At 42.6% G+C, this 23,548-nt stretch carries 25 protein-coding genes; 6 read left to right on the forward strand and 19 right to left on the reverse strand.

Annotated features, from left to right (window positions below; genetic code table 11):
• Positions 1-355 precede the first annotated feature (355 nt).
• From nth to IGJ44_RS08750, 8 genes are all read right to left on the reverse strand, one after another.
• Entirely contained in the window at positions 356-1,012 is a 657-nt protein-coding gene (gene nth, locus IGJ44_RS08715) for an endonuclease III (RefSeq protein ID WP_430605636.1), read from the reverse strand.
• Between the two features lie 24 nt (positions 1,013-1,036).
• Complete coding sequence (locus IGJ44_RS08720) at positions 1,037-1,738, reverse strand: DnaD domain protein (RefSeq protein ID WP_167827268.1); 702 nt, start codon at positions 1,736-1,738, stop codon at positions 1,037-1,039.
• 111 nt (positions 1,739-1,849) lie between these two features.
• Complete coding sequence (locus IGJ44_RS08725; RefSeq protein ID WP_015509753.1) at positions 1,850-2,236, reverse strand: RidA family protein; 387 nt, start codon at positions 2,234-2,236, stop codon at positions 1,850-1,852.
• Positions 2,233-2,673 (reverse strand): Fur family transcriptional regulator, encoded by a 441-nt coding sequence (locus tag IGJ44_RS08730; RefSeq protein WP_005226158.1) that lies wholly within the window; start codon positions 2,671-2,673, stop codon positions 2,233-2,235. Before IGJ44_RS08730 ends, IGJ44_RS08725 begins: the two co-directional genes overlap by 4 nt.
• A 168-nt stretch (positions 2,674-2,841) precedes the next feature.
• Entirely contained in the window at positions 2,842-3,771 is a 930-nt protein-coding gene (cysK, locus tag IGJ44_RS08735) for a cysteine synthase A (RefSeq protein ID WP_005226159.1), read from the reverse strand.
• Positions 3,772-3,969: 198 nt separating this feature from the next.
• Complete coding sequence (locus IGJ44_RS08740; protein ID WP_074535762.1) at positions 3,970-4,848, reverse strand: glucosaminidase domain-containing protein; 879 nt, start codon at positions 4,846-4,848, stop codon at positions 3,970-3,972.
• A gap of 375 nt (positions 4,849-5,223) precedes the next feature.
• A complete protein-coding gene (gene tkt, locus IGJ44_RS08745) occupies positions 5,224-7,221 on the reverse strand; it encodes a transketolase (protein WP_430605638.1) in 1,998 nt (665 codons plus the stop codon).
• Positions 7,222-7,321: 100 nt separating this feature from the next.
• The gene (locus tag IGJ44_RS08750; RefSeq protein WP_005226164.1) at positions 7,322-7,561 is read right to left on the reverse strand and encodes a DUF896 family protein; all 240 of its coding nucleotides are present in this window, start codon (positions 7,559-7,561) and stop codon (positions 7,322-7,324) included.
• A gap of 136 nt (positions 7,562-7,697) precedes the next feature.
• Here IGJ44_RS08750 and lexA point away from each other — a divergent pair, with 136 nt between their 5' ends.
• Both lexA and IGJ44_RS08760 read left to right on the forward strand, forming a co-directional pair.
• Positions 7,698-8,318: a transcriptional repressor LexA gene (gene lexA / locus IGJ44_RS08755; protein WP_167827404.1), complete on the forward strand. Its 621-nt coding sequence runs from the start codon at positions 7,698-7,700 to the stop codon at positions 8,316-8,318.
• A 129-nt stretch (positions 8,319-8,447) separates the two neighbouring features.
• Positions 8,448-8,660, forward strand: a complete 213-nt coding sequence (locus tag IGJ44_RS08760) for a hypothetical protein (RefSeq protein WP_005236082.1) — start codon at positions 8,448-8,450, stop codon at positions 8,658-8,660.
• 76 nt (positions 8,661-8,736) lie between these two features.
• Here the strand turns inward: IGJ44_RS08760 and IGJ44_RS08765 are convergent, their stop codons facing one another.
• The 7 genes from IGJ44_RS08765 to obgE all read right to left on the reverse strand — a co-directional run bounded on the left by IGJ44_RS08765 (position 8,737) and on the right by obgE (position 16,030).
• On the reverse strand, positions 8,737-9,249 hold the full coding sequence (locus IGJ44_RS08765) for an adenine phosphoribosyltransferase (protein ID WP_005226167.1): 513 nt from the start codon (positions 9,247-9,249) through the stop codon (positions 8,737-8,739).
• A gap of 11 nt (positions 9,250-9,260) precedes the next feature.
• The gene (gene recJ / locus IGJ44_RS08770; RefSeq protein WP_167827405.1) at positions 9,261-11,561 is read right to left on the reverse strand and encodes a single-stranded-DNA-specific exonuclease RecJ; all 2,301 of its coding nucleotides are present in this window, start codon (positions 11,559-11,561) and stop codon (positions 9,261-9,263) included.
• Between the two features lie 148 nt (positions 11,562-11,709).
• Positions 11,710-12,147 (reverse strand): lipopolysaccharide assembly protein LapA domain-containing protein, encoded by a 438-nt coding sequence (locus tag IGJ44_RS08775; protein ID WP_015509760.1) that lies wholly within the window; start codon positions 12,145-12,147, stop codon positions 11,710-11,712.
• A 12-nt stretch (positions 12,148-12,159) separates the two neighbouring features.
• Positions 12,160-12,948, reverse strand: coding sequence for an SDR family NAD(P)-dependent oxidoreductase (locus IGJ44_RS08780; RefSeq protein ID WP_015509761.1), 789 nt, complete (start codon positions 12,946-12,948; stop codon positions 12,160-12,162).
• Positions 12,932-13,888, reverse strand: coding sequence for a ribonuclease Z (gene rnz / locus IGJ44_RS08785; RefSeq protein WP_167827407.1), 957 nt, complete (start codon positions 13,886-13,888; stop codon positions 12,932-12,934). The genes IGJ44_RS08780 and rnz overlap by 17 nt, the downstream gene beginning before the upstream one ends.
• A gap of 72 nt (positions 13,889-13,960) precedes the next feature.
• The gene (locus IGJ44_RS08790) at positions 13,961-14,536 is read right to left on the reverse strand and encodes a DUF456 domain-containing protein (protein WP_010748409.1); all 576 of its coding nucleotides are present in this window, start codon (positions 14,534-14,536) and stop codon (positions 13,961-13,963) included.
• 180 nt (positions 14,537-14,716) lie between these two features.
• Entirely contained in the window at positions 14,717-16,030 is a 1,314-nt protein-coding gene (gene obgE, locus IGJ44_RS08795) for a GTPase ObgE (protein ID WP_005226173.1), read from the reverse strand.
• A 248-nt stretch (positions 16,031-16,278) separates the two neighbouring features.
• Here obgE and gap point away from each other — a divergent pair, with 248 nt between their 5' ends.
• Positions 16,279-17,289 carry a type I glyceraldehyde-3-phosphate dehydrogenase gene (gene gap / locus IGJ44_RS08800; protein WP_005226174.1) on the forward strand — a complete coding sequence of 337 codons (1,011 nt, stop codon included), beginning with the start codon at positions 16,279-16,281 and terminating at the stop codon, positions 17,287-17,289.
• Positions 17,290-17,339: 50 nt separating this feature from the next.
• Here the strand turns inward: gap and IGJ44_RS08805 are convergent, their stop codons facing one another.
• Both IGJ44_RS08805 and IGJ44_RS08810 read right to left on the reverse strand, forming a co-directional pair.
• A complete protein-coding gene (locus IGJ44_RS08805; RefSeq protein ID WP_034868634.1) occupies positions 17,340-18,290 on the reverse strand; it encodes an alpha/beta hydrolase in 951 nt (316 codons plus the stop codon).
• Positions 18,291-18,468: 178 nt separating this feature from the next.
• Complete coding sequence (locus IGJ44_RS08810) at positions 18,469-19,560, reverse strand: DUF871 domain-containing protein (RefSeq protein WP_074536924.1); 1,092 nt, start codon at positions 19,558-19,560, stop codon at positions 18,469-18,471.
• 182 nt (positions 19,561-19,742) lie between these two features.
• Between IGJ44_RS08810 and IGJ44_RS08815 the strand changes: the two genes are divergently transcribed.
• Complete coding sequence (locus IGJ44_RS08815) at positions 19,743-20,492, forward strand: peptidylprolyl isomerase (RefSeq protein ID WP_008381897.1); 750 nt, start codon at positions 19,743-19,745, stop codon at positions 20,490-20,492.
• Between the two features lie 50 nt (positions 20,493-20,542).
• Here the strand turns inward: IGJ44_RS08815 and fabZ are convergent, their stop codons facing one another.
• Positions 20,543-20,983 (reverse strand): 3-hydroxyacyl-ACP dehydratase FabZ, encoded by a 441-nt coding sequence (gene fabZ / locus IGJ44_RS08820; protein ID WP_005226178.1) that lies wholly within the window; start codon positions 20,981-20,983, stop codon positions 20,543-20,545.
• A 206-nt stretch (positions 20,984-21,189) separates the two neighbouring features.
• Between fabZ and fabI the strand changes: the two genes are divergently transcribed.
• A complete protein-coding gene (gene fabI, locus IGJ44_RS08825) occupies positions 21,190-21,945 on the forward strand; it encodes an enoyl-ACP reductase FabI (RefSeq protein WP_005226179.1) in 756 nt (251 codons plus the stop codon).
• A gap of 140 nt (positions 21,946-22,085) precedes the next feature.
• Positions 22,086-23,003, forward strand: coding sequence for a mechanosensitive ion channel family protein (locus IGJ44_RS08830; RefSeq protein ID WP_015509767.1), 918 nt, complete (start codon positions 22,086-22,088; stop codon positions 23,001-23,003).
• A gap of 35 nt (positions 23,004-23,038) precedes the next feature.
• Here IGJ44_RS08830 and cbpB read toward each other — a convergent pair whose 3' ends face one another.
• Positions 23,039-23,542 carry a cyclic-di-AMP-binding protein CbpB gene (cbpB, locus tag IGJ44_RS08835; protein ID WP_005226181.1) on the reverse strand — a complete coding sequence of 168 codons (504 nt, stop codon included), beginning with the start codon at positions 23,540-23,542 and terminating at the stop codon, positions 23,039-23,041.
• Between the last annotated feature and the right edge of the window lie 6 nt (positions 23,543-23,548).

The raw sequence follows: 23,548 nt of genomic DNA on the forward strand, positions 1-23,548 counted from the left end.
ATTAACGTTACTTATTATTGACCAAAAATAGGATTTTATAAAAAAGAGAAGTTAAAATTTTTGCGAAAGAATCCCATCATATTAAGCCTACAAACACTTTCATAAAAAGGCGTATTGGAAGGTTTAATCTCGTATCGAGCAACAATCGTCACACGCGCTCTTTGTGAAAAACCACCTGTTTTTGAGTGGTGTAATCAAAAAAGTTCAGTAAGCTTATGTTTTTCCAGTTACTTGAAACGGCTTTATCAAAGGTTGTTACGTTAATCACCTGTTCTTTTATCAACTTATGCAAAAAAAACGCTAAGCGATTTCGCTTAGCGTCTTGATCCTAGTTACTTTTGGTTTATGTTCACCATTAAATGGTTTTCTTCCCCTTCATCCGAAGTTTTCCTTCTTGGCACATTGTCAACAATGGACAAACCTCACACTTAGGTGCCCGTGCTGTGCAATGATAACGACCAAAGAAAATTAACGTGTGATGCGTTTTGACCCACAACGTATCTAGAATCTTTTTCATCAATGTTTGTTCGACTTCTAATACGTTGGCGTCTAGTTTACAGATGCGCAGCCTTTTTGATACCCGCTCGACATGCGTATCGACAGCGATTGCTGGAATGCCAAATGCATCGCCAAGAACGACGTTCGCTGTTTTTCTGCCGACACCTGGCAAAGAAATTAAGTCTTCTCTGGTTTGAGGCACTTCGCCTCCAAAACGCAGCAACAATTCAGAGGCACAAGCTTTGATATTTTTCGCTTTGTTTCGATAGAGGCCAATCGATTTGATTTTTTCAATAATGTCTTCTAACGGCGCCTCGCTGAGAGCCTGCGGCGTTGGATATGCTTCAAAAAGTGCCGGTGTCACTTTATTGACTGACACATCCGTTGCCTGTGCGCTTAGGATGACAGCAATCAGCAATTCAAAGGCATTTTTTGACACTAGTTCTCCATGTGCATCAGGAAACATCTCATACATTATTTCTATCGCAGTCATTGTTTTTTCTTTACTGATCATTGGACGAATTAAACTCCTTGTATCTTACTCTCCTTCTAACCAATTATGCATAGGGATTTTGGGCATTGGGCCATCTTCTTGTGGCGTAGTTTCATTTTGAAGAAACTGTTTTTTTCTTCTTTTTTGCTCTTCTTCTACTTGCGCTTTTGAGGTAATATTCTTGCGTTCCCACGAAAGCAAAATACGATCGATATAGTTTAAACTATACGCTTGATTCAAGACCGCTTCTCGCAAAGCAAACTGGACCAGCTCGGGATCATAGTGGTCCTCATCCAACCACTGCCCGATCCGTTGGTATTCGATCGCCGATAAGGGGCGACCAAATTCTCCTTCAAATAAGCGATACAACTCGCGTATCTTCTCTTCATTTGTTTCAGCGGATTCCTTTTTAGATTGCTGCTGCAAAAGAAACTCGAGCCGTTCATAAATGCCAGTGAAATCATAATAATCCACCATTTTTCCTGCGTCGTCTTTTTTTGAACCCATTCGCAGCACATCTTTTTTCAGCAATTGATTCAACCAATGATAGATCTCTTTTTGGTCGCTGCCCATCACCGAGGCGATCTCACGTAAATCTGGAAAATCATTGCCTTGCTCATGGCTGCGATACAGTTGCAGCCATAACAAAAATTCATCATTCGTCAAACCAAGATGATGGTAATTCTCTAAAAGCAAATTTGAAATCGTCGTTTGCCCTTTTGCCAAATATTCCTTTAATGAAACCATACTACATCCTCTTCTCCTTGGCTCATCTGAAACATAAAGATTCATCCTATCAGGATCGAATCAATAAAAAGGGGACGACGCAAATGCGGACGTCCCACGATTCTTTGTTGGTTACGCTTTTTCTTTGACTGCTGCGATGATCTCAACTTCAACCAAAACATCTTTTGGTAAGCGAGCAACTTCGACAGCAGAACGTGCAGGTAACGCTTCATTGAACAATGTGCTATACGTATTATTGAAAGGAACGAAATCATTCATATTTTTTAAAAAACATGTCGTCTTAACGATGTCATCTGGCGTAAGTTCCGCCGCTTCAAGAATCGCGTTGATATTTTTCAATACTTGCTGAGTCTGTACTTCAATCGTCGTACCGACAACTTCCCCCGAAACAGGATCTAATGGCACTTGACCAGAAGCAAACAAAAAGCCGTTTGCGATTTTTGCTTGAACATAAGGACCGATTGCTTGTGGTGCTTGATCTGTAGAAATTATCTTCATTTTGTTTCCTCCTCTTTCACTTGGCATTCGGGACATAGGCCATAAACTTCTAGTCGATGGTTATTTATTTGATACCCAGTTAATTTCGAAGCCGCCATTTCGACATCTTCCAATCCTGGATAGTAAAAATCAGCGATCTTTCCACACTTTTGACAGATAGCATGATAATGAGGCTCCGTTGTAAAATCAAAACGACTGGAGGCATCTCCATAATTCATTTCTTTTACAAAGCCAATTTCTGTGAACAAACGTAAGTTATTGTATACCGTTGCGACACTTATACCAGGAAAATGAACTTCGATCGCCCGATAAATCTCTTCAGCGGTCGGATGGGCATCGTGACTGGCTAAAAATTCTAATATCGCTACTCGCTGCGGTGTAATACGAATATTTTCATGTTTTAATCGTTTGATCGCTTCATCGTAGATCGTACTCACAGGAGTTCCTCCATTTCTCTTATCTTACCTATCATACTATGTAAAACCTAAAAATTCAAACAGCTTTCCTTGTTTTTTTAAAGGAATAACGCATTTGCCCAGCCCGTCTTCCCTCAGTTTTTCGAGAAAGAAAAGCAGACAAACGAATGCCTGCTTTCCCCCTCTTTGTTAGTCTTCAAACTGATACAGTGCCGTAGACAAATAGCGTTCACCATTATCTGGTACGATCGCTAAGACTTTTTTGCCTTTTCCTAAGTCCTTAGCAACCTCTAATGCCGCTTTGATCGCTGCACCAGAAGAAATTCCTACTAAGATTCCTTCTTTCATCCCAACTTGACGCGCAGTTTCCATGGCATCCTCACTAGCGATGGCAATGACCTGATCATAAATCTCAGTGTCTAGTACTTTAGGAACAAATCCCGTGCCGATCCCTTGGATCTTATGGGGACCAGGTTTGCCACCTCCTAAAATAGCTGATTCTGCAGGCTCAACGCCCACGATCTTCAAATTAGGATAGACGCGCTTCAATTCCTTCCCCGCACCAGTGATCGTGCCACCTGTGCCGATCCCAGCAACAAAAGCGTCTAACCCTTTAGATTCAAACGCATCCTCAATTTCTTTCCCTGTCGTTTTTTCATGGACTTCTGGATTGGCTGGGTTTTCAAATTGTAATGGCATATAATAGCCGTCTTGTTCTGCTAATTCTTTTGCTTTATTGATAGAACCAGTGATTCCTTCAGACCCAGGGGTCAAAATCAACTCTGCGCCATAAGCTTGAACAATTTTACGTCTTTCAATACTCATGGTTTCTGGCATAACCAGCACGACACGATAGCCTTTTGCCGTACCGATCATGGCTAAGCCGATCCCAGTATTCCCAGATGTTGGTTCGATGATGGTATCACCAGCTTTTAACAAGCCATTTTTTTCTGCTTTTTCAATCATGGCTAAAGCAATTCTGTCCTTGACACTTCCCCCAGGATTGAAGAACTCTAATTTCAGATACACATCCGCAGAACCTTCTTCTACGATGTGATTTAATTTGACGATTGGCGTATGCCCAACTAACTCATTGACCGATTGATAGATTTTTGTCATTGAAAATCCCTCCCGTTCTTATTCTTCCATTCTACCTAAAATAACCCCGAGTTGCGAATAAAAAGTAAGCAATTTCAAGTTTTTTCTTATTTTTTTATATTTGTTTGTATTCACTTTCTTGATTTTGTTTTTCCATTACAAAAAAACCTTAAGAATGATGCCATTTAGAGCAATCATTCTTAAGGCGGTATCAGATAATTAAACGATTAATTCTTGGCCAACAACAATGACCTCACTAGATAACCCATTTGTTGCCATTAGAGCGTCGACCGTTGTGCCAAATTTATTGGCGATATCCCAAAGTGTATCGCCTGAAGCAACGTGATAGCTCTGCGCTGTAGATCCGCTGTTTACCTGAGTCGTCGTTGTAGTTTGCGTAGTACTCGTGCTAGTCGTGCTCGTTGTACTTGTCCATGCGGTACTTTGCGTTGTCCCAGTATCAAAGCGTGTGAGCTGATACGTTTCAATTAACCAGTTCAGTTTTTGTGCATACCCTGGATCGGTAGCATAGCGCCCCGTCAAGTAATTCGTTGCATCATAAAATGAGGTTGTTTGGCTTTTCCAAACACCACTGTAATGAGCAGTTCCTGTCGCGAAACTCGTGCTGAGCAAGACATTCGCATGATCCTGAAACGATTCCCAGTAAGAGTTATATTGACGAAACGGTTCATTCATCTCTACCCACTGACCATTCAAATACTCTTGTGTAGGCATATAGACACTTTGTCCGTTGTAACTGCCTTTGACCCCAAACAAATTGTAATAGGGTGCATTGGATAACGCGGAAGAACCATAGCCGCTTTCCAAAATCGCTTGAGCAATCATCACAGAAGCATAGAGATCATTGTTGGCAGCAACATCTTGTGCTGACCAGCCAATTTGCTCAATAAAACCTGAGATGTCCTGCGTCGCGTATTGATTCTCAGCAGCTTGTACCTGTTGAGGAACGAAAGTGACCGTCATTGGCGCTAACATCATTCCTGCCCCCATCAAAGAGACCACCGCCTTTTTAGTAGGTCTTTTTATCGTCTTCTTTGGTTGATGATGTCTTTCACTTCTTGTTTGATAACTTCCCATTTTTTTCCTCCAGTAACTGTACGTTTTTTCAAATAAATCAATACAGCTATTATACGGAAAAACATCTAACAGTGCAAACAATGATCACTTTGCAAACAACAAAAGACTTTTAAAAAACTGTATGGGTATCCCGCTTGGATTGCTAACTACTGATAAGTTTTTTTAAAAACTGTTAGATTGCTATTTTATCGATTCCCTCTTACTATTCACAAGTGCTTGTGCCTTGCGGTACAACCATTTTTTGGAAATCTTAGCCACTATTACTTTAAATAAGTCACTCTAACACGTTTAAAGTGGCAAGAATCCAGACAAAAAAACACGCTCGAAAATCGAAAAGATTCTCGAACGTGCTATTTTTGATTGATTGTCGATCAATTAATCGATTGATTTGAAAGTATTCACGACATTCTCAACACTGAAGCCGAATTCCGCTAAGACTTTGTCACCAGGTGCGGATGCACCGAAATGATCGATCGCGATCACTTTTCCATGGCAACCGGCGTAACGTTCCCAACCAAATGGGGAAGCTGCTTCGATCGCTACCCGTTTCTTCACTGCTTTTGGCAAGACGCTTTCTTTGTATTCTGAGCTTTGTGCTTCAAACAGATCAAAGCTTGGTAAGGAGACCACCGATACATCGATGCCTTCTTCTGCCAATTTAGCTTGTGCTTGGACCGCAAGATTCACTTCAGAACCTGTGGCGATCAAAATCCCCGCTGGTGTTTCACCAGCTTGTTTTGAAATCACGTAGCCACCTTTTGCGACATTTTCATCCGCACCGGTTTGCGTGCCTTCGATCACTGGTAGATTTTGTCGGCTTAAGACTAAGACCGTTGGTTTATCCGTTGTTGTCATGGCCAATTTCCAGGCAGCACGGGTTTCATTGCCGTCTGCTGGACGAATCACTTGGACATTTGGCATGCAACGGACGCTGGCTAATTGCTCGATTGGCTCATGCGTCGGTCCATCTTCTCCCACCGCCACGGAGTCATGCGTCAAGACATAGATCACAGGTGCATGCTGGATCGCAGACAAGCGCACCGCTGGACGTAAGTAATCAACGAAGACGAAGAAGGTTCCGCCATAGATTCGCGTACCGCCATGCAATTGGATGCCGTTCATCGCTGCCGCCATCGCAAATTCTCGGACGCCAAACCAAATGTTGCGGCCTTCGTATTGGCCAGGTTCAAAGTCTTTTTCTGCTGCCACCATCGTGTTGTTGGATCCAGAAAGGTCAGCCGATCCACCCCAGAGACTAGGGACGGCTTTGGATAAGGCTTGGATCATCTCTTTGCTAGATACTCGACTAGCTTGTGAGCTGCCAACTTCGTAGCTTGGTAATGCTGCATCCCAATCTGCTGGCAATTCACCCGCAAAGGCTTGTTTGAATTGCGCAGCAAGTTCTGGGTAGGCTGCTTCATAGGCACGGAAGGTTTCGTTCCAAGCTGCTTCAGCTTTTTGCCCTTCATCGATCATGGTTTCTTTGAAGCGCGCGGCAACTTCTTCAGGTACGGTAAATTCTGGGTATTCCCAACCATAAATCGCTTTAGCTGCAGAAATGCCTTCGGCACCGATCGGCGCACCATGAACGGCAGAGGTGCCTTGATTTGGCGCACCGTATCCGATCACAGTCTTGATTTCGATCAAGGTTGGTTTGTCGCTTTCAGCTTTTGCTTCGTCGATCGCTTTCGAGATCGCTTCTAAATCATTGCCGTCTTCAACGAGAATGTGTTGCCAGCCATACGCTTCAAAACGCGCACCGACATTTTCTGTAAAGGCTTTTGAAGTTGGGCCATCTAGGGAGATGTCATTTGAATCGTACAAGACGATCAGTTTGTCTAATTTCATGTGACCAGCCATGGATGCAGCTTCTTGCGAAACACCTTCCATCAAGTCGCCATCGCCACATAAAGCGTAGGTATAGTGATCAATGACTTGATACTTTTCGCGATTGTAGGTTGCAGCCAAGTGGGCTTCGGCCATTGCCATACCGACTGCCATGGCGATCCCTTGTCCTAAAGGTCCAGTGGTTGCTTCCACGCCGTCTGTGTGATCGACTTCTGGATGCCCTGGCGTGCGGCTATCCCATTGACGGAAGTTTTTTAGATCCTCAATGGTCACATCGTAGCCAGACACGTGCAACAAGCTGTACAATAACGCCGAACCGTGTCCAGCAGACAAAACAAAACGGTCACGATCCACCCAGTTGCGAGAAGTCGTTGGATTGACTTTCAAGTGTTTCGTCCACAAGGCATAGGCCATGGGTGCTGCCCCCATCGGTAATCCTGGATGTCCTGAATTGGCTTTTTGTACGGCTTCGATACTTAATGTACGAAGGGTGTTCACTCCTAATTGATCGATTTTATCAAACAATGGTAGTTCCTCCTAATTTAGGTTTTTTTTACCTTTATTACATCTTTCATTATACGTGATTCAGAAGCTTATTTCAATAGCAATGAAAAGGAATTCACAATTATCTGCCGTGGAGACCTTTTTTCTTTTGAATCTCTTTTAACTTCTCTGGTGTCACATCAGCACCTTCAGGGTCAACGATTTTCATTCCTTCGATATGGTGTCGCATCCCTCCACGAAAGGCGGTTAAATACTCTTCACGCAGAACTTTTTGTTCGTGGGTCTCAGCCTCAGTCAATCCTTCTGTTTTTTTCTTGTTGGCAAGTTCATTGATTCGAGCTAATTTTTCTTGAGATAGCATAGTTGTTCCTCCTTTTCCCTCTTGATTTTACTACAAACTAGCGAGCAAAAACAATAGTACAAAAAGCGAACATTTGTTTGAATAATCGATATAGCTATGGTACACTAAGGTTATCAAATGAAAGAAGGTGTCAGTTTTGGCAAAACGAACAGAAAATCGACAAATCGAAATTCTTAAGTTCATTCATACACGTGTCACTGAAAAAGGCTATCCGCCGACTGTTCGCGAAATTGGCGAAGCCGTTCAGTTATCTTCTACCTCAACTGTTCATGGCCATTTGTCCCGACTTGAAAAAAAAGGGCTGATCTTACGAGATCCTACAAAACCCAGAGCCATTGAATTAACTGCTTCCGGTCTTGAAAAAATCGATGTTCAACCAGCATCCATTCCGATGCTTGGTGTCGTAACTGCTGGAGAACCGATTTTAGCCGTGGAAGATGCATCCGATTTCTTTCCGATTCCGCCAGATTTAGCGAATAGCACAGGAAGTTTATTCATGTTGACGATCCGAGGAGAAAGTATGATCAATGCTGGCATTCTCGACGGTGATCAAGTAATCGTTCGTAAACAACAAAGTGCTCAAAATGGCGATATCGTGATTGCTATGACAGATGAAGACGAAGCTACGTGCAAACGATTCTATAAAGAAAAGAATTACATTCGTTTACAACCAGAAAATGATTATTTAGACCCAATCATTTTGCCTGACGTAACGATTTTAGGATTGGTTGTTGGATTGTATCGCCATCTGCTTTGATGCTCAACGAGCTGACTAGGAAATCTTCGTTTTTACGAAGATTTTTTTTCTTTCCTCTTTACAAAGCGAACAAACATTCGTATAATAAGTATACAAACATAAGTTCGTATTATTTAAGGAGTGAATGAGATGAAAGCAGTTCGTCGATTTGGTTTTATGTTGTGGGTATTATTGATGGGAATTGTTATTGGCTATTTTGGCGTTTTAAGTGCTGTTCTGATTTTTTGCCCTCTAATGATGCTTTGGTTCATGCTTTGGGATGAAAAGAAATTCCGCCAAGCAGAGCGCAAACGTAACCGCCATTATTATCACGATCATGATTTTTATCGTTATGAACCATGATCCTTCCCCTACATACGCCCATAAGGCAGCAGAAACAAAAAAGGACTCCAGCGAGTCCTTTTTTGTTTCTGCTTTTTTAGTATTCCATTAACGTCTTGATTTCGACACCTTGGATCTTGTCTCTTCCATGTAGATCCATCAGTTCGATCAAGAAGGCACAGCCAACAACGATGCCACCTAGTTTTTCTACGAGTTCGATCGTTGCTTTGATCGTTCCGCCAGTTGCTAGTAGATCATCACAGATCAAGACACGTTGACCTGGTTTTATGGCATCGGCGTGCAGCGTCAAGACATCCACACCGTACTCTTTTTCATATTCTGCTTCAATCGTTTCCCGTGGCAATTTGCCTTTTTTACGTACTGGGGCAAAGCCGACACCTAATTGATAGGCAACTGGACAACCAACGATAAAGCCGCGGGCTTCAGGTCCTACCACCATATCGATGCCTTTTTCTTGTGCATACTCAACGATTTGTTGTGTCGCATACCGATACGCTTCTCCATCTGCCATCAATGGCGAGATGTCCCGAAAAATAATTCCCTCTTGGGGATAATCAGGAATACTAGCAATATACTCTTTTAAATCCATTTTCTTTCCTCCTAGACTGTCAACCACTGACGAAGGGTTGATAAATCACTCATTAATAAAAATTCTTCTGTTTTGATCAGTTTTTGTCGTTGCTGATACAAATGACTCTCCGTCAATGGACGGGAAACAGGATCAGCAGTTTTATTCAAAACACCATCTTGTATTGTAACAAATTCCAGCTCAGAAAACACCTGAATCATGAAAATAAGTAATTTTTGTGGAATTTTTAGATAGTCAGCGACCATCTTTAGTTTGTAACGAATGTCCAAACGAGGCTGCTGTTTGATCAGTTGAAAGAGACGACTGTATTGCTCTCTTGTCCCTACCCCATCTAAATAAGCATCTTCTGTCGAGTAGAAAACAAAAGCAACTCTTGACGCCTGGAGCGCTTGAACGATCTCTTTGATCAATGCAGGGTCAGCAGGACAATCTAAAAATGCAATCTCTTGGAACTGACCAGCACGAAAAGTATCTTCCAAGGCTGTAACTGAGTCAAATATGGTGGTTTGCCCACAAAAGCCTTGCAATTCCCGAGGAAGTTTCTGCTTGAAAAGAACGCCTAGTGTTTGACTGCCCAGAGAGACACCTTGACGGCTTCTTTTCGAACGATAATCAAATAGCTGAATCCCTTCCACTGCAAAATCATCCAACATGAGCTGCGGTTTTTTGTTGCCATTCCATTCATTGATGGAAAGCTGACCAACGATCGATAAGCGGTCGTTTTCAAACGCTACTAAATCTTTTCCAAAACCAAACCCAATGACATCCAGCTGCGTGTTAGACTCATCGCTCATCACTAACTTCAAATGCTGATTTTCTGAACCAATCTGGCGAGCATTTTGAGTCATCAGATTAGAAAATAAAAATTTCGGTAAGGGGTTGTCCGTTCCAAAAGGCGCTAAGACTTTTAATGATTCAATAAAACTGATCGAAACTTCTGTTAACGGTAGCTCCTCATCGATCGCTAAGGGGATGCCCTGACTGAGGTCAATGGCATTTTCTTCAACGTAACGATTCATTTGGGCTTGCAACATATCTAAATGATCGATGGGGATACTTAATCCAACTGCTGCATGATGGCCGCCAAAGCTAGTAAACATGTCTTTCATCGTCGACAGCATTTCAAACAGATTCAACGCAGCAATGCTTCTTCCCGACCCTTTGGCTAAGCCATTTTCTTTTTTGGTCAAAACGATCACTGGTTGTCCTGTACTTTGCATGATTCGCCCTGCCACGATCCCTAAAACGCCTTCGTGCCAATGATCTCCCACCACCAAATGAACATGGTTCGCAGGATCGATTTTTTCTTGTGCTTCTTTCATGATTTCTTCAACAAAGGTTTTTCGCTGCTGATTGATTGTATCTAAGGTTTTGGCTAAGCTTACTGCCTCTTCTTCATCGAAGGTAGTCAACAAGCGAACAGCCGGATTGGGGTCCTCCAAACGACCGATCGCATTTAACCGTGGTCCAACGGCGAAGCCAATATCTGTTTCGTTGACTGTTTGTTTTTTTAAACCGCTGACTGACAGCAACTCATTCAGTCCGATGCGATCCGATTGCTGAATCATTTTCAACCCGTTGCTGACTAATAGCCGATTCTCATCGGTTAAAGAAACCATATCAGCGATCGTCCCAATCGCAACAAGATCAAGCAATTCCACTGGCACTTCTTCTAACAAAGCGCAAGCCACTTTAAATGCAACGCCGACTCCAGCCAAATCACCAAAAGGATAGTTTCCTTGAGGGTGACGGGGATGGACAATAGCAAACGCCTCCGGTAGTTCTGCAGGTAGTTCATGGTGATCTGTGACGATCACGTCAACTCCTTGTCCTTGAGCATAAGCAATCGCCTCATGACCAGACACCCCATTGTCGACGGTGATGATCAATTGCGTCCCTGCTGCAATTTTATCTTGATAGACAGTTAGATTGGGCCCATATCCATCTGTAAAACGATTAGGCAAATAATACTCAGCTTCCGCCCCTAGCAATTCCAACGTTTCCTTTAACACGGTAGTGCTCGTAATCCCATCCGCATCGTAATCACCATAAATCAAGATTCGTTCGCCATTTAAAATCGCTTCATGGATTCGTTCCACGGCTTTAGCCATATCATGAAATAAAAACGGATCATGAAGATATTGCAGGTCCGTTGATAAAAAAGCATCGAGCGCCTCTGCTGTTCGAATATTTCGCTGCCATAGCAACGCGCCGATCCGCTCAGGGATCTTTCTTTCTTGGATCAGCTCTTTAAATACTGGGGTCGTTTCGCTTTCTTGCGGACGCACCCAGTGAAAATTTGCACGTTTCACCAAATCACTCCTAACTAGGATATTATAGCAAAGTTTATGCAAAAAAGAAAAACAACGAGAGAAACAGCACTCGTTTTACAACACAAAAAAAAAGAGCTTGCAGCAAATCTTGCACTAGCAAACTCTTTTTTTGTGAAACGTCGTTCTTTTAGGCTTGCGATTCAAAAGACTTCATTTCCTCATTGATCGTTGGCGGCGTGGATGCGCCCGCAGCACGTGAGGAAAGCTGGGCTTCTTGATCATCGAGCTGCTGCTGTCTTGCCGCTAACTCCGCCTGCTTGTTCGTGTATTCCCGTTCCAAAGCTTCTCGTTGTTCTTGGAGAACCTTCTCGTTATTCGAACGATAATCTGAAAGCTCTTTTCTCAATTGCTTTAGTTCTTTTTTTTGGCGGAACATTGCGCTTGTGGAAACCAGCAGCAAAATCAATGCGCCTAACAAAGCAGAACCAATAATGACTAAGATCAGTGGCGATTGAATCGTTGTGAAGCCAAAGTTGATCGGGACAGTCATATTGTTTGCAACGGCAAATAAAACGATCACTAAAATCAGTAAAATACCAACGATAACACGCCATTGATTTTTCATGGGCTTCAACTCCTATTTTTTGTTGAACATCGTTCCCGCCATATAATCGCCGATTGAAGGAAACAGGGTATATAGTTTCGCAGCAGCGCCTAAAATATGTGGGCGATTGATTTCTCGTTTTGGATGGATCATCGCTTTGACGATCGTTTGCGCTAATTTGTTCGGTTCGAGCACTAGGCTGCCCACCGACGATAAGTAACTACCGCTTGGGTCTGCTTGGTCAAAGAATGCCGTTTCGATCGGTCCAGGATTGACCGTTGTTACGTTGATCCCTAATGGTTTTAGTTCTAAACGTAATGCGTTAGAAAAACCGAGCACAGCAAATTTTGTTGCAGAGTAGACGGCCGTTTTTGGCGTAGCGATCTTACCTGCGATCGAAGCAACATTTATGATATGACCATGCTTTTGTTCAGCCATTTGGATCGCTACTTGCTGGGTCAAAACCATCATGCCAAGCACATTGACTTCGAACATATTTCGGATGACCGCCGGGTCCATCTCTGTAAATTCTTGAAAGATCCCGTAGCCAGCATTATTGACGAAGACATCGATCTTACCAACTTTTTCATTGATTTTTTCTAGTAAGCGCTCCACACTTTCAGGATTTGCTACATCCAATTGAAACGCATACGCTTCTTTGCCGCTTAATTCCATACATTGTTCTTTGACTTTTCCAATCAGATTCGTTCTTCGGGCACAAGTCACGACGATCGCACCACGTTTTGCGGCTTCATAACAGATTTGTTCTCCAAGTCCAGCAGAGCCACCTGTTACAACGACAACTTTATTCTCTAAATTCATCTGTTTCTTCCTCTCCGGCAAAAGGGATCTCGACAATATCAAAATCTTTGACGATCAACGTATTCGGAAATACTTCTTTTGCTTCATTTACTAAATTTGTAATATCTTTGCCAACGTAACGCGCACTGATATGGGTCAACAGCAAACGCTTCGCTTGAGCTTCTTGTGCCACTTCGGCAGCTTGCCGCGTCGTCGAGTGAAAATAAGCGCGAGCCAACTTGGCTTCTTCTTTGTTAAAGGTACTTTCATGCACCAATACATCCGCATCTTCTGCTAGCAGTACGGCGTTTTGACATTTACGCGTATCACCTAATATCGCCACGATCCGACCTTTTTTCGCTTGGCCCAAGAAATCAGCCCCATTGATTTGACGTCCATCGTCAAGGGTAACTACTTCACCTTTTTTCAAACGACCGAAGAGCGGCCCAGGTTTCAACCCAAGTTCCAGTAAAGCCTGCACTTGCAATTCCCCTTGATGGCTTGCTTCAACAATCCGATAACCAAAACTGTCAATGCCATGATCAAGACGCAGACACGATACTTCAAATTGCTGATCTTTAAAAAGAATCCCTTCTTCTTTAATCTCGAAAAAATGTAAGGGGTAGCTGACTTTGGTCTGAGAAATCCGCAAAACGGTTTGAACGTATGCTTTGATCCCCTTGGGTCCATAAATCTCTAGAGGCGTGTCGCCTCCTTGAAAGGAGCGGCTGCTGATCAATCCTGGCAACCCATAGATATGGTCACCATGAAGATGAGTGATAAAGATTTTTTCAATCTTTCGTGGACGAATCGTAGAATGCAAAATCTGCATTTGCGTCCCTTCGCCACAATCAAAAAGCCAAACGGCATTCCGTTCATCTAAAAGTCGTAACGCAATGCTGGTCACGTTTCGATGTTTCGCAGGCACACCTGCGCCTGTTCCTAAAAATTCTAATTCCATAAGCTTCTTTCCTTTCATCTCTTTCCAATTTTAGCGGAAAAGAAATCAAGTTGCAATTGAAGCTTGTGGATTTTATTTCTCAGATTGGCGATCTTCTGCGTCGTTATGAGAGTTTTTCCAGTCTTCTTGAACGCGTGCTTTGGTGGATTCTTCGACTTTCTTAGCCGTTTCAATCTCTGCTTCCACTTCATCGTAGTCAAAGCGCGTGATGTCACCGCCTAATTCATTCATGATCAATTGATTCAAAGGACGATTGTCTTCTTCATCTGCGATCAATAATAACCCCGTGTCACCAACACCAATTTGGTTTCCGACATGTTCAAAAAGCATTTGCGCATTTTGGATCTCTTTTGCATCACGAGTAGCACCGATCATACTGCCACCAAACCAGCCCAGCATGATTCCTAAAGGTCCGCCTAGCACGCCAACGAGCATCCCGATCAATCCACCCGTTGATGTCTTATTGTTCCCAGTAAAATCGAGAAAGTCCTCGACTTTAAATTGATGCACGCCTTCATTGGTGTGGGTAAGAACTGCCATTTGTTCCCCTTTGATCTTCCGTTCCATATGCATCCGTTTCACTTCCGAAAAGGCTTGGTACGCTTTGGCACTGGCATCAAAATTCATTACAATGACACGTTTTGACATAAAAATCGCTCCCTTTGGTTTATTTGTTCTCTTCTTTATTTTAACAGTAAATCATTTAAATGAAAAAAGAAACCAAAAAGACTACCGATCATTGATTTCTTAGTGAAAATCAATGATCGGTAGTCAAATCCACTGCAGCTAAAAAGGTATTTTTTAGGCAAATGATGTTCTTTTAAACGATTATTCGACAAACTCGAACTCGAAGTTGCCGATCCGAACGATATCGCCGTCTTTGGCACCGCGCGCCCGTAATGCTTCATCGACACCTAAACCACGCAGCTGTCGAGCAAAACGCATCACGGTCTCATCATGATCAAAATTCGTCATCTGGAATAGTTTTTCGATTTTTTCACCGCTCAAGATCCAAGTTGCATCAGGATCGCGATCAATTGAGAACTCTGGTTCATCCGATTGGAAGCCATAATGAACAACATCTTCTTCCATTTCTTCATCGTATAAAAGAAACTCAGGGGTGACTTCCAATAGATCCGCTGTCGCATTCAACAAGGCATCGATTCCCTTACGAGTGACACCAGAGATGGGGAAAATCATTGGTTCATCCGCGAACTCATCCGTTTTTTCTTTTGCCAGCTGCTCTTTGAAAAGGGCTAGGTTTTCTTCAGCATCCGGCATATCCATCTTATTGGCAACGATGATTTGTGGTCGCTCTAGTAAGCGCAAGTTATGGGTCGACAATTCATTGTTGATGGACAAATAGTCCTCGTATGGATCGCGTCCTTCCATGCCACTCATATCGATCACATGTAAAATGACGCGGGTCCGTTCGATATGGCGTAAAAACTGAGTCCCTAAACCAACCCCTTGTGAGGCTCCTTCGATCAGACCAGGTAGATCAGCGACCGCAAAACTACGGCCATCAGTAGTTGTTACCATACCTAAATTTGGTACCAGCGTGGTAAAATGATACGCACCAATTTTTGGTCGAGCAGAGGAAATCACAGAGAGTAATGTAGACTTCCCAACTGAAGGGAAACCAACTAGACCAACATCTGCTAAAACTTTTAATTCGAGCTCGATTTTTCTTTCTTGACCAGGTTCTCCATTCTCAGCTAATTCTGGGGCTGGGTTTTTCGGAGAGGCAAACCGAATGTTGCCACGGCCGCCACGGCCACCTTTAGCAATCACTAATGTTTGGCCTTGCTCAATCAAATCACCTAATAAGGCACCTGTTTCAGCGTCACGAACGGTCGTTCCCTGTGGTACTTTGATGTAGGTATCATCTGAGCCACGACCGTGCATTCCTTTACTCATGCCGTTTTCCCCGGGTTGCGCTTTAAAATGACGATTAAAACGGAAATCCATTAATGTACGCAGACCCTCGTCTACGACTAAAATGACATCACCACCACGTCCACCGTCACCACCTGCGGGTCCGCCGTCTGGGACATATTTCTCTCGGCGAAAAGCAACCATTCCGTCGCCGCCTTTTCCTGCTTTGACATCGATTGTCACTTGATCTAAAAACATGGACATTATTTGTCCTCCATTCTTTTTTTACTACCTTCTATACTTTTTGATTATCAGTTATCTCACCTTAAGTGGTTACTATTTCTCTAATAAGAAAGTCTATTTTATTGTAACGACCGAAACGTCTTTTGTCTATCTTTTCTCATGGGTTTCCGTAAGAAATCGCGAATTCTTAAGGGTTATTCTTTGACAGTCACTTGAAATCGTAGCAAACTTTTAAGTGTACCAGACACAATCAAAGGAGGAAACAAGAAATGACAGTAAAAGTTGGAATCAATGGTTTTGGACGAATTGGACGTTTGGCTTTTCGTAGGATCAAAGAAGTTTCTGCCGATATTGAAGTTGTGGCAATCAATGATTTAACGAGTCCAGTCATGTTAGCACACTTATTGCAATTTGACTCGACCCACGGCACGTACCCTGGAACTGTTACTGCAACGGATAATGCTATCGTTGTCGATGGCAAAGAGACCCGTGTGTACGCTGAACCAGACGCAAGCAAAATCCCTTGGGCAAAAGAAAATGGCGTCGATATCGTTTTAGAATGCACGGGATTTTACACTTCCGCAGAAAAAGCACAAGCCCATCTTGATGCGGGTGTCAAACGAGTCGTTATCTCCGCACCAGCTGGTAATATGAAAACGATCGTTTACAATGTCAACTCCGACACGTTAACACCAGAGGATACTATCATATCCGCAGGTTCTTGTACGACCAATTGCTTAGCTCCGATGGCCTACTTCTTAAATGAGGAATTCGGGATCGAAGTTGGTACGATGACGACGGTACATGCCTATACTTCTACCCAAATGCTATTGGATGGCCCGGTAAAAGGCGGAAACTTAAGAGCCGCTCGGTCCGCTGCAGACAACACGATCCCTCACTCGACAGGTGCTGCCAAAGCGATCGGTCTAGTTATCCCAGAATTAAATGGCAAATTACAAGGACACGCCCAACGGGTTCCTGTCGTCGATGGTTCTTTAACAGAATTAGTCTCAATTTTGAAAACCAAAGTAACCGCCGATGAAGTCAATGAAGCGATCAGAAAACACACCGTCGATAATCCGTCATTCGGTTACGATGACCGTGAGATCGTCTCTGGAGATGTGATTGGTACCACTCAAGGTTCTATCTTTGATCCGACACAAACAGAAGTAACCACGGCTGGCGATTTCCAACTGGTGAAAACCGTCGCTTGGTATGATAATGAATATGGCTTTACTTGCCAAATGATTCGTTTGCTAGAAGAATTTGCTCGTTTATAAGCCAAGGGTCAAGCAAAAAGTGCCGGTTCTTTTTTTGAACCGGCACTTTTTTATTCACTTGCTGGGTGATCGTATTTGTCCAAAAAAGCTGCAATTTTTTCTTTATAAAGCGCTGGATCTGTTTTGTAGCTTTTCGCATGCTCGGCACCTGAAACAACCCACTTTTCTTTTGGTGCATCGGTCGCGTTATACAAAATTTCCAGCATCGAATAAGGAACAAACGTATCCGCATCGCCATGGATAAAAAAGATTGGACGCGTATTCTTTTGCAGTTGTTTGACTGCATCTGCTTCACCAAAGAAATACCCCGCTCGGATTTTTGTGACAAGGCTAGTGACATTCATCAATGGAAAGGCAGGTAGACCAAACAATTGATCGAGTTGATACCCCAATTCTTCATTGACGTTAGTATACCCACAATCTTCAATGATAGAAGTGACATTTTTCGGCAAGTCTTCCCCACTGGTCATCATTACCGTGGCAGCCCCCATACTGATGCCATACAAAGTGATCGTCTCTTCAGGACCATTTTTTGCGAGTACTTCATCAATCCATTGCAGATAATCCTTACGTTCGTGCCACCCAAAACCAATATAATCTCCTTCACTTTGACCATGCCCTCGAGCGTCTGGAACCAAGACATTATAGCCTAAATCATGATACATCTTAGCATAGTCCGCCATCGTTTCTGCATTCCCCATGTAGCCATGCGCGATGATCGCCGTTTTTCCTCGATTCTTCTCCTCTGCCGGTAGATAAATGGCGGATAATTTTAAATCGTCTTCAGAAGTCAGCTGCCACATCTCACGATTTGCTGGATCTGTAAACCAATTTTGCGATTCATTTCCTGTCTGATTTTCATCCGTACCAGGGGTATCTCCTTCCAAAAAATCTTTTTCTGAAGGAACCACCGCATAATCGTAAAAATAATTTCCTGCATACCCTAATCCTGCAATTGCTAATACAGCCACTCCGATGGCAATCTTCCAGCGCAATTTCACACTTGTCACGTCCTCTTGTTATATAGTTTACATAATATTATTATGGTTTCATCGTTCTTCATGGAAAGAACCCACTACATAAATTACCGTTTTTTGCTCGTGTTTGTCAATTGCAAGCGCCCAAAAAGAAAACCATTGCCAACACGCTTTGTTGGCAATGGTTGATTTCTCGTGATAATTAGTTATTTTCGACCAATTTAAAACTTGACCAAGGTTTCAAAAATTCTAATAAGAATAGTTCCTCATCAGCGATTTTCCCAACGACATTGACGCGGCCATCATTTTTCATTGCTTTCAAGGCGATTTGCGTCTCACCTTTGTATTGTCCATAGCCAGCATTATCGATCAAGACATCCCCTCTTACCATATCACGGGTATCATGAGGTGGAAATTCCTTGTCTTTATAATAGATCCGCGTCATCGTTGAACGCAAGATGTACTCTGAGCGATCTCCTCGATAGCTTTGCAGATTATCGAAGAGACAAATTCGTTCATCTTCAGTGATTCCGTCAACGACATCGACTCTTAATGTCGGATAATCAGCATGAAACGCTTCAGCCATTGCTGCCAATTCTGCTTCTGAAGCATAGGCATTTCCAATAGAGATATCATCGATCAAACCAGTCAACACTAAATGTTTGACTTGTGTAGCTAGTGGCAGATCACGATGGTCTTCCAAAGAGCACAAACCATCTTGTGTTGGCCATGGACCGAAATCAGCTTCGTGAGAATTCACGAAAGCCATCGTATTTAAATTGTATTTGCGGAATTTTTCCGAACAAAAAACAAAATGGTCATAGCCTAACCCTGAATAGCGATGAGGATAGAAGTTATGCGAACCGAGTAAATTTTCAGTATTAGGTGAATAACTCATGATGTTATCCACGTAGCTCGTGCCGCTGCTCATATTGATTTCGATTTTGATCCCGTAAGGATTACGGGTCATTTTGGCTTCTTCTGAACCAGTGAAACCAATATCTAACCGAACACCGTAAGCCCCCATCTCATCAAAGAAGGATAAATCATCATAAGAAATACCTAACTGTTCGAATAAACCAGGATTGATATCTACCATGACTTCCATTCCTAACTGATTGGCATAATCCACGACTTGTTTAAAGTCTGCCAAGACTTTTTCTTTATCATCGTTGATTTGCAGCAAACTGGTAAATACCCGTTTAAAGCCGTATTTGTGTGCCAAGTCTAGATACGCTTTGTCCTTTTCAAACGTTGAGCGCTCTGGATAAATCGATATCCCTAATTTTCCCATCAAAAAAACCTCCTGTAAATTCTATCCGTTTATTATAATGAATCCTCTTTCATTATAGCAAACATCTAAAAAGTGGTCTACACCTTTCCGTCTGTTTCTTTCTCATTCCACAAAATCTGCGCTTTCTTCTATGTCTCTTTTTTGTTATGATTATCATTAAGAAAACTGGAAGGAATGAAAGAATGAAAAAAATCCTATTCACACTGACAGCAGCTGCTAGCCTTTTATTACTAGCTGCTTGTACAGGTTCAAGTACCACCGATCCCTCATCAAGCAATTCGGCAGAAAGCACGTCAACCTCAGAATCTGTTGACTTGAATGCCCTGGAATTGCCGCAATTATCAACGGATGTGCAAGAGAATGAAGCTTTAGTTGAAATGGTAACGGAAGAAGGCTCGATCAAAATCAAACTTTTCCCAGAGATCGCGCCCAAAGCAGTCGAAAACTTTTTGACCCATGCCAAAGATGGGTATTATGACGGCTTGACTTTCCATCGTGTCGTAGAAGAGTTTATGATCCAAGGGGGCGACCCTAATGGTGATGGCACTGGCGGAGAAAGCATTTGGGGCGAAGGATTCGGCGAAGAATACTCGAACCAGCTTTATCACTTGCGAGGCGCATTAGCAATGGCAAAATCAAGTGCGCCAAACAGCCAAGGCAGTCAATTCTACATCGTTCAAAATGATCAAGATGTATCTGACGGTCTAGCGATCCAACACTATCCTGAAAAAATCATCGAAGCCTACAAAAATGGTGGAACACCACAATTGGACGGCAGCTATACCGTTTTTGGTCAAGTGATTGAAGGCATGGATGTCGTAGATAAAATTGCACAAGCAGAAACCCAAGACTCTGGCAATGGTGAGAATTCTCAACCGGTTGAGCCAGTGAAGATCGAAACGATCAAGGTCTTACAAGAAGCCAAAGAATAAATAAAAAACCGCTGAAGTCTCCGATATTCGGGAATTTCAGCGGTTTTCTTTTATTTTTGGTCGCCAACGATAAAGGTGAATTCGCATTCCGCAGCTTTTTTGCCGTCCACTGTAGCGACCGCATCAGCAGTTCCTACAGAGCCTTTGATTTTAGTGATCTCGAAAACAAGTTTCATGGTATCTCCCGGAACAACTTTTTGACGGAATTTGGCTTTGTTGATGCCGCCGATATACGCCGTTCTACCTTGGAATTCCTCGGATTTCAAGATCAGGATCGATCCTGCTTGTGCCAATGTTTCTAAAATCAAGGCACCTGGCATTACTGGATTTCCTGGGAAATGTCCTTGGAAAAAGTCTTCGTTGATGGTGACATTTTTCGTTGCGATAATCTTTTTGCCAGACTCGATTTCATCGACGTAATCAATATATATAATTGGATAGCGATTTGGAATCAAATCCATGACTTCTGTTTCAGTCAATAGTTTTTTCATGGTTTCCCTTCCTTGCTTAAGAATTTATTATAGTTTGATTATCAAAGTATCATAGTTCAGCGAAATTCGCAACTAAATATTTATTAAGAAAAAAATAGTTTGACAATCAAACAATTATGCTTAATAATTAGAAATCAAGATAGTTTGATTTACTATTTGTCATTATACGTATTTTATTATTGTTGAATTTATTAAGGAGTGGAATTATGAGTTTTTTAACCGGTAAAAAAGTTGTCGTCATGGGCGTTGCTAACAAACGCAGTATCGCTTGGGGCTGTGCACAAGCATTAAAAGCACAAGGAGCCGAAGTGATCTACACGTATCAAAACGACCGCATGAAAAAGCCTTTAGAGCGCTTATTGGAATCTGATGAATTTGTAGTGGAATGTGACGTCGCCAATGACGAAAGCATTGCTTCCGCCTTTGAAACGATCAAAGAATATGCAGGTGAGATCCACGGTGTTGTCCATGCCGTTGCTTATGCCAATAAAGAAGATCTATCTGGCGATATTTTGAATATTTCTCGTGACGGTTATGCTTTGGCGCAAGACATCAGCAGTTATTCATTGATTGCCGTCACTAAATATGCCAAACCAATCTTAGCTGAAAATGCTGGAATCGTTACCCTTTCCTACTTAGGTGCCGAACGGGCAGTACCGAACTACAATATGATGGGGATTGCAAAAGCCGCTTTAGAATCAAGCGTTCGCTATTTAGCTGCCGAACTTTCACCGCAAAAAATCCGCGTCAATGCGATTTCAGCTGGTGCCATCAAGACGCTGGCAGTAACTGGTGTAAAAGACTATCAAAAACTGATCCAATTGTCAGAGGATCGAACACCTGATCATATTGGTGTGACGATTGAAGAAGTGGGCAATACTTGTGCCTTCTTGATCAGTCCATTATCAAGCGGGATTATCGGCGAAGTGATTTTCGTTGATAAAGGCGTTCATTTATCTTAATCAATGATTGTCATAGAAAAGCCTGCCTACCCGTTGGCTAAGCAGGCTTTTTCTGAAAAAAACAGGTATTTCAGAAAACCTCCTTTGCATTTCTATTTTATCTTCGTTAAAATAGATGCAGTAAGACTTGGAGGGATTTTATGAAACAACTGCTACTTGCAGCTAGCACGACCGATTCAAGTGGTTCCAGCATTACCGAACCAGCAGCTGCTCAGCTCAATGCATTACAAAAATGGTGGGCATCGATCGACTGGGAATCGATCATTGGCCTACTGATCCAAAAAGCACTGATGCTGCTTTTTTTGTGTATCTTATTCGGAATTTTATTAAAAATAAGCAACATGATCATTGACCGGATCTATCGGTCCTATGAAAAAAAAGCCACCTTCAATGTGAGTCGAATCAACACGATCCATACTCTGATCCGCAATACGGTTCATTACACATTAGGCTTCTTTTTTGTCTATGCACTCCTTTCTACCATCGGTGTACCTGTAGGCTCGCTACTAGCCGGTGCCGGAGTCGTCGGTGTCGCCCTCGGTCTCGGTGCCCAAGGCTTTATGAATGACTTGATTACTGGCTTCTTTATTATTACCGAACAACAAATCAACGTTGGTGATTACGTCCGCTTGACCAATCTGACGCTTGAAGGTACAGTGACGGCCGTCGGTATTCGGACTGTTCAATTAAAATCCGTTGATGGAACCGTTCATTATATCCCAAATCGTAACATCACAACCATCAGTAATACATCCAGAGCCAATATGCAAGTCGTGGTAGACGTACGTATCTTACCATCTGAAGGCTTAGATGAAATACGTGCCATCATTGAAGAAGTCAATGAACAGATTGCTCAGCAGCACGAAGAAGAGATTCAAACGGCCCCTACGGTCTTCGGTCTGGTGGATCTAGGAAACAACAACTTTGCAATTCGCACGACCATGTATGTGACCAACGGTACGCAATGGAAAATCAAAGAGGAATTTTTGGCCGCATCGATCGATGCTTTAACTGCCAAAGGCTATACGATCCCCAATGCGCCGATCGTCGGTATTTAAAAAAAGGTTATCCCGAAACTGGGATAACCTTTTTTCTATACCACATGTAGTTCATCTGTCATCTTTGGGGCATCTTCTTTCGAAATCAGCAAATAGCGTCTTTCGATTTCATGCGCCAAATGATTGACGGATTTTAAAATCTCTTTGCGGGTGATAATCCCAACAAAGACATTGTCATCATCAACGATCGGCAAGAATGCTTGATCCACTAACAGATGCAGCATACTTTCCAACTCATCGTTTTCTTTGATGCAATTCACATTGACTTCCATGACATCTGCCACAGTCAGCCCTTCAATATTTTCCATACTGAAGCCAGTGAGATCCATCATTCGTTCTACGATGTTTGAGAGGCTGATTAAGCCGACTAAATGGTCCTCACTATCTAGTACTGGGATCTTTGAATAGCCCACTTTTGATAAAACAAGCAATGCGTGACTCAAAGGGTGGTTATAAAATACCGATGCCACATTCTCTGCCGGCACCAAGAAATTTTCTTGATTCTCGAGTAATATTTTTTCTACGGTCTGTCCTATCAATCTAAT

Source organism: Enterococcus sp. DIV1368d, assembly GCF_050542975.1.
GTDB classification, from domain to species: Bacteria; Bacillota; Bacilli; order Lactobacillales; family Enterococcaceae; genus Enterococcus_D; species Enterococcus_D casseliflavus.

Excerpts from the sequence above, each read along its gene's own strand:
- fabZ (WP_005226178.1), bottom strand. The coding sequence starts at position 20,983 with ATGAAAAAACTATTGACTGAAACAGAAGTCATGGATTTGATTCCAAAT.
- IGJ44_RS08810 (WP_074536924.1), bottom strand. The coding sequence starts at position 19,560 with ATGGGAAAATTAGGGATATCGATTTATCCAGAGCGCTCAACGTTTGAA.
- cysK (WP_005226159.1), bottom strand. The coding sequence starts at position 3,771 with ATGACAAAAATCTATCAATCGGTCAATGAGTTAGTTGGGCATACGCCA.
- IGJ44_RS08765 (WP_005226167.1), bottom strand. The coding sequence starts at position 9,249 with ATGGATTTAAAAGAGTATATTGCTAGTATTCCTGATTATCCCCAAGAG.
- IGJ44_RS08750 (WP_005226164.1), bottom strand. The coding sequence starts at position 7,561 with ATGCTATCTCAAGAAAAATTAGCTCGAATCAATGAACTTGCCAACAAG.
- nth (WP_430605636.1), bottom strand. The coding sequence starts at position 1,012 with ATGATCAGTAAAGAAAAAACAATGACTGCGATAGAAATAATGTATGAG.
- IGJ44_RS08725 (WP_015509753.1), bottom strand. The coding sequence starts at position 2,236 with ATGAAGATAATTTCTACAGATCAAGCACCACAAGCAATCGGTCCTTAT.
- IGJ44_RS08780 (WP_015509761.1), bottom strand. The coding sequence starts at position 12,948 with ATGAATTTAGAGAATAAAGTTGTCGTTGTAACAGGTGGCTCTGCTGGA.
- fabI (WP_005226179.1), top strand. The coding sequence starts at position 21,190 with ATGAGTTTTTTAACCGGTAAAAAAGTTGTCGTCATGGGCGTTGCTAAC.
- IGJ44_RS08740 (WP_074535762.1), bottom strand. The coding sequence starts at position 4,848 with ATGGGAAGTTATCAAACAAGAAGTGAAAGACATCATCAACCAAAGAAG.
- rnz (WP_167827407.1), bottom strand. The coding sequence starts at position 13,888 with ATGGAATTAGAATTTTTAGGAACAGGCGCAGGTGTGCCTGCGAAACAT.
- IGJ44_RS08830 (WP_015509767.1), top strand. The coding sequence starts at position 22,086 with ATGAAACAACTGCTACTTGCAGCTAGCACGACCGATTCAAGTGGTTCC.
- IGJ44_RS08760 (WP_005236082.1), top strand. The coding sequence starts at position 8,448 with ATGAAAGCAGTTCGTCGATTTGGTTTTATGTTGTGGGTATTATTGATG.
- IGJ44_RS08815 (WP_008381897.1), top strand. The coding sequence starts at position 19,743 with ATGAAAAAAATCCTATTCACACTGACAGCAGCTGCTAGCCTTTTATTA.
- obgE (WP_005226173.1), bottom strand. The coding sequence starts at position 16,030 with ATGTCCATGTTTTTAGATCAAGTGACAATCGATGTCAAAGCAGGAAAA.
- gap (WP_005226174.1), top strand. The coding sequence starts at position 16,279 with ATGACAGTAAAAGTTGGAATCAATGGTTTTGGACGAATTGGACGTTTG.
- IGJ44_RS08775 (WP_015509760.1), bottom strand. The coding sequence starts at position 12,147 with ATGAAAAATCAATGGCGTGTTATCGTTGGTATTTTACTGATTTTAGTG.
- IGJ44_RS08790 (WP_010748409.1), bottom strand. The coding sequence starts at position 14,536 with ATGTCAAAACGTGTCATTGTAATGAATTTTGATGCCAGTGCCAAAGCG.
- IGJ44_RS08720 (WP_167827268.1), bottom strand. The coding sequence starts at position 1,738 with ATGGTTTCATTAAAGGAATATTTGGCAAAAGGGCAAACGACGATTTCA.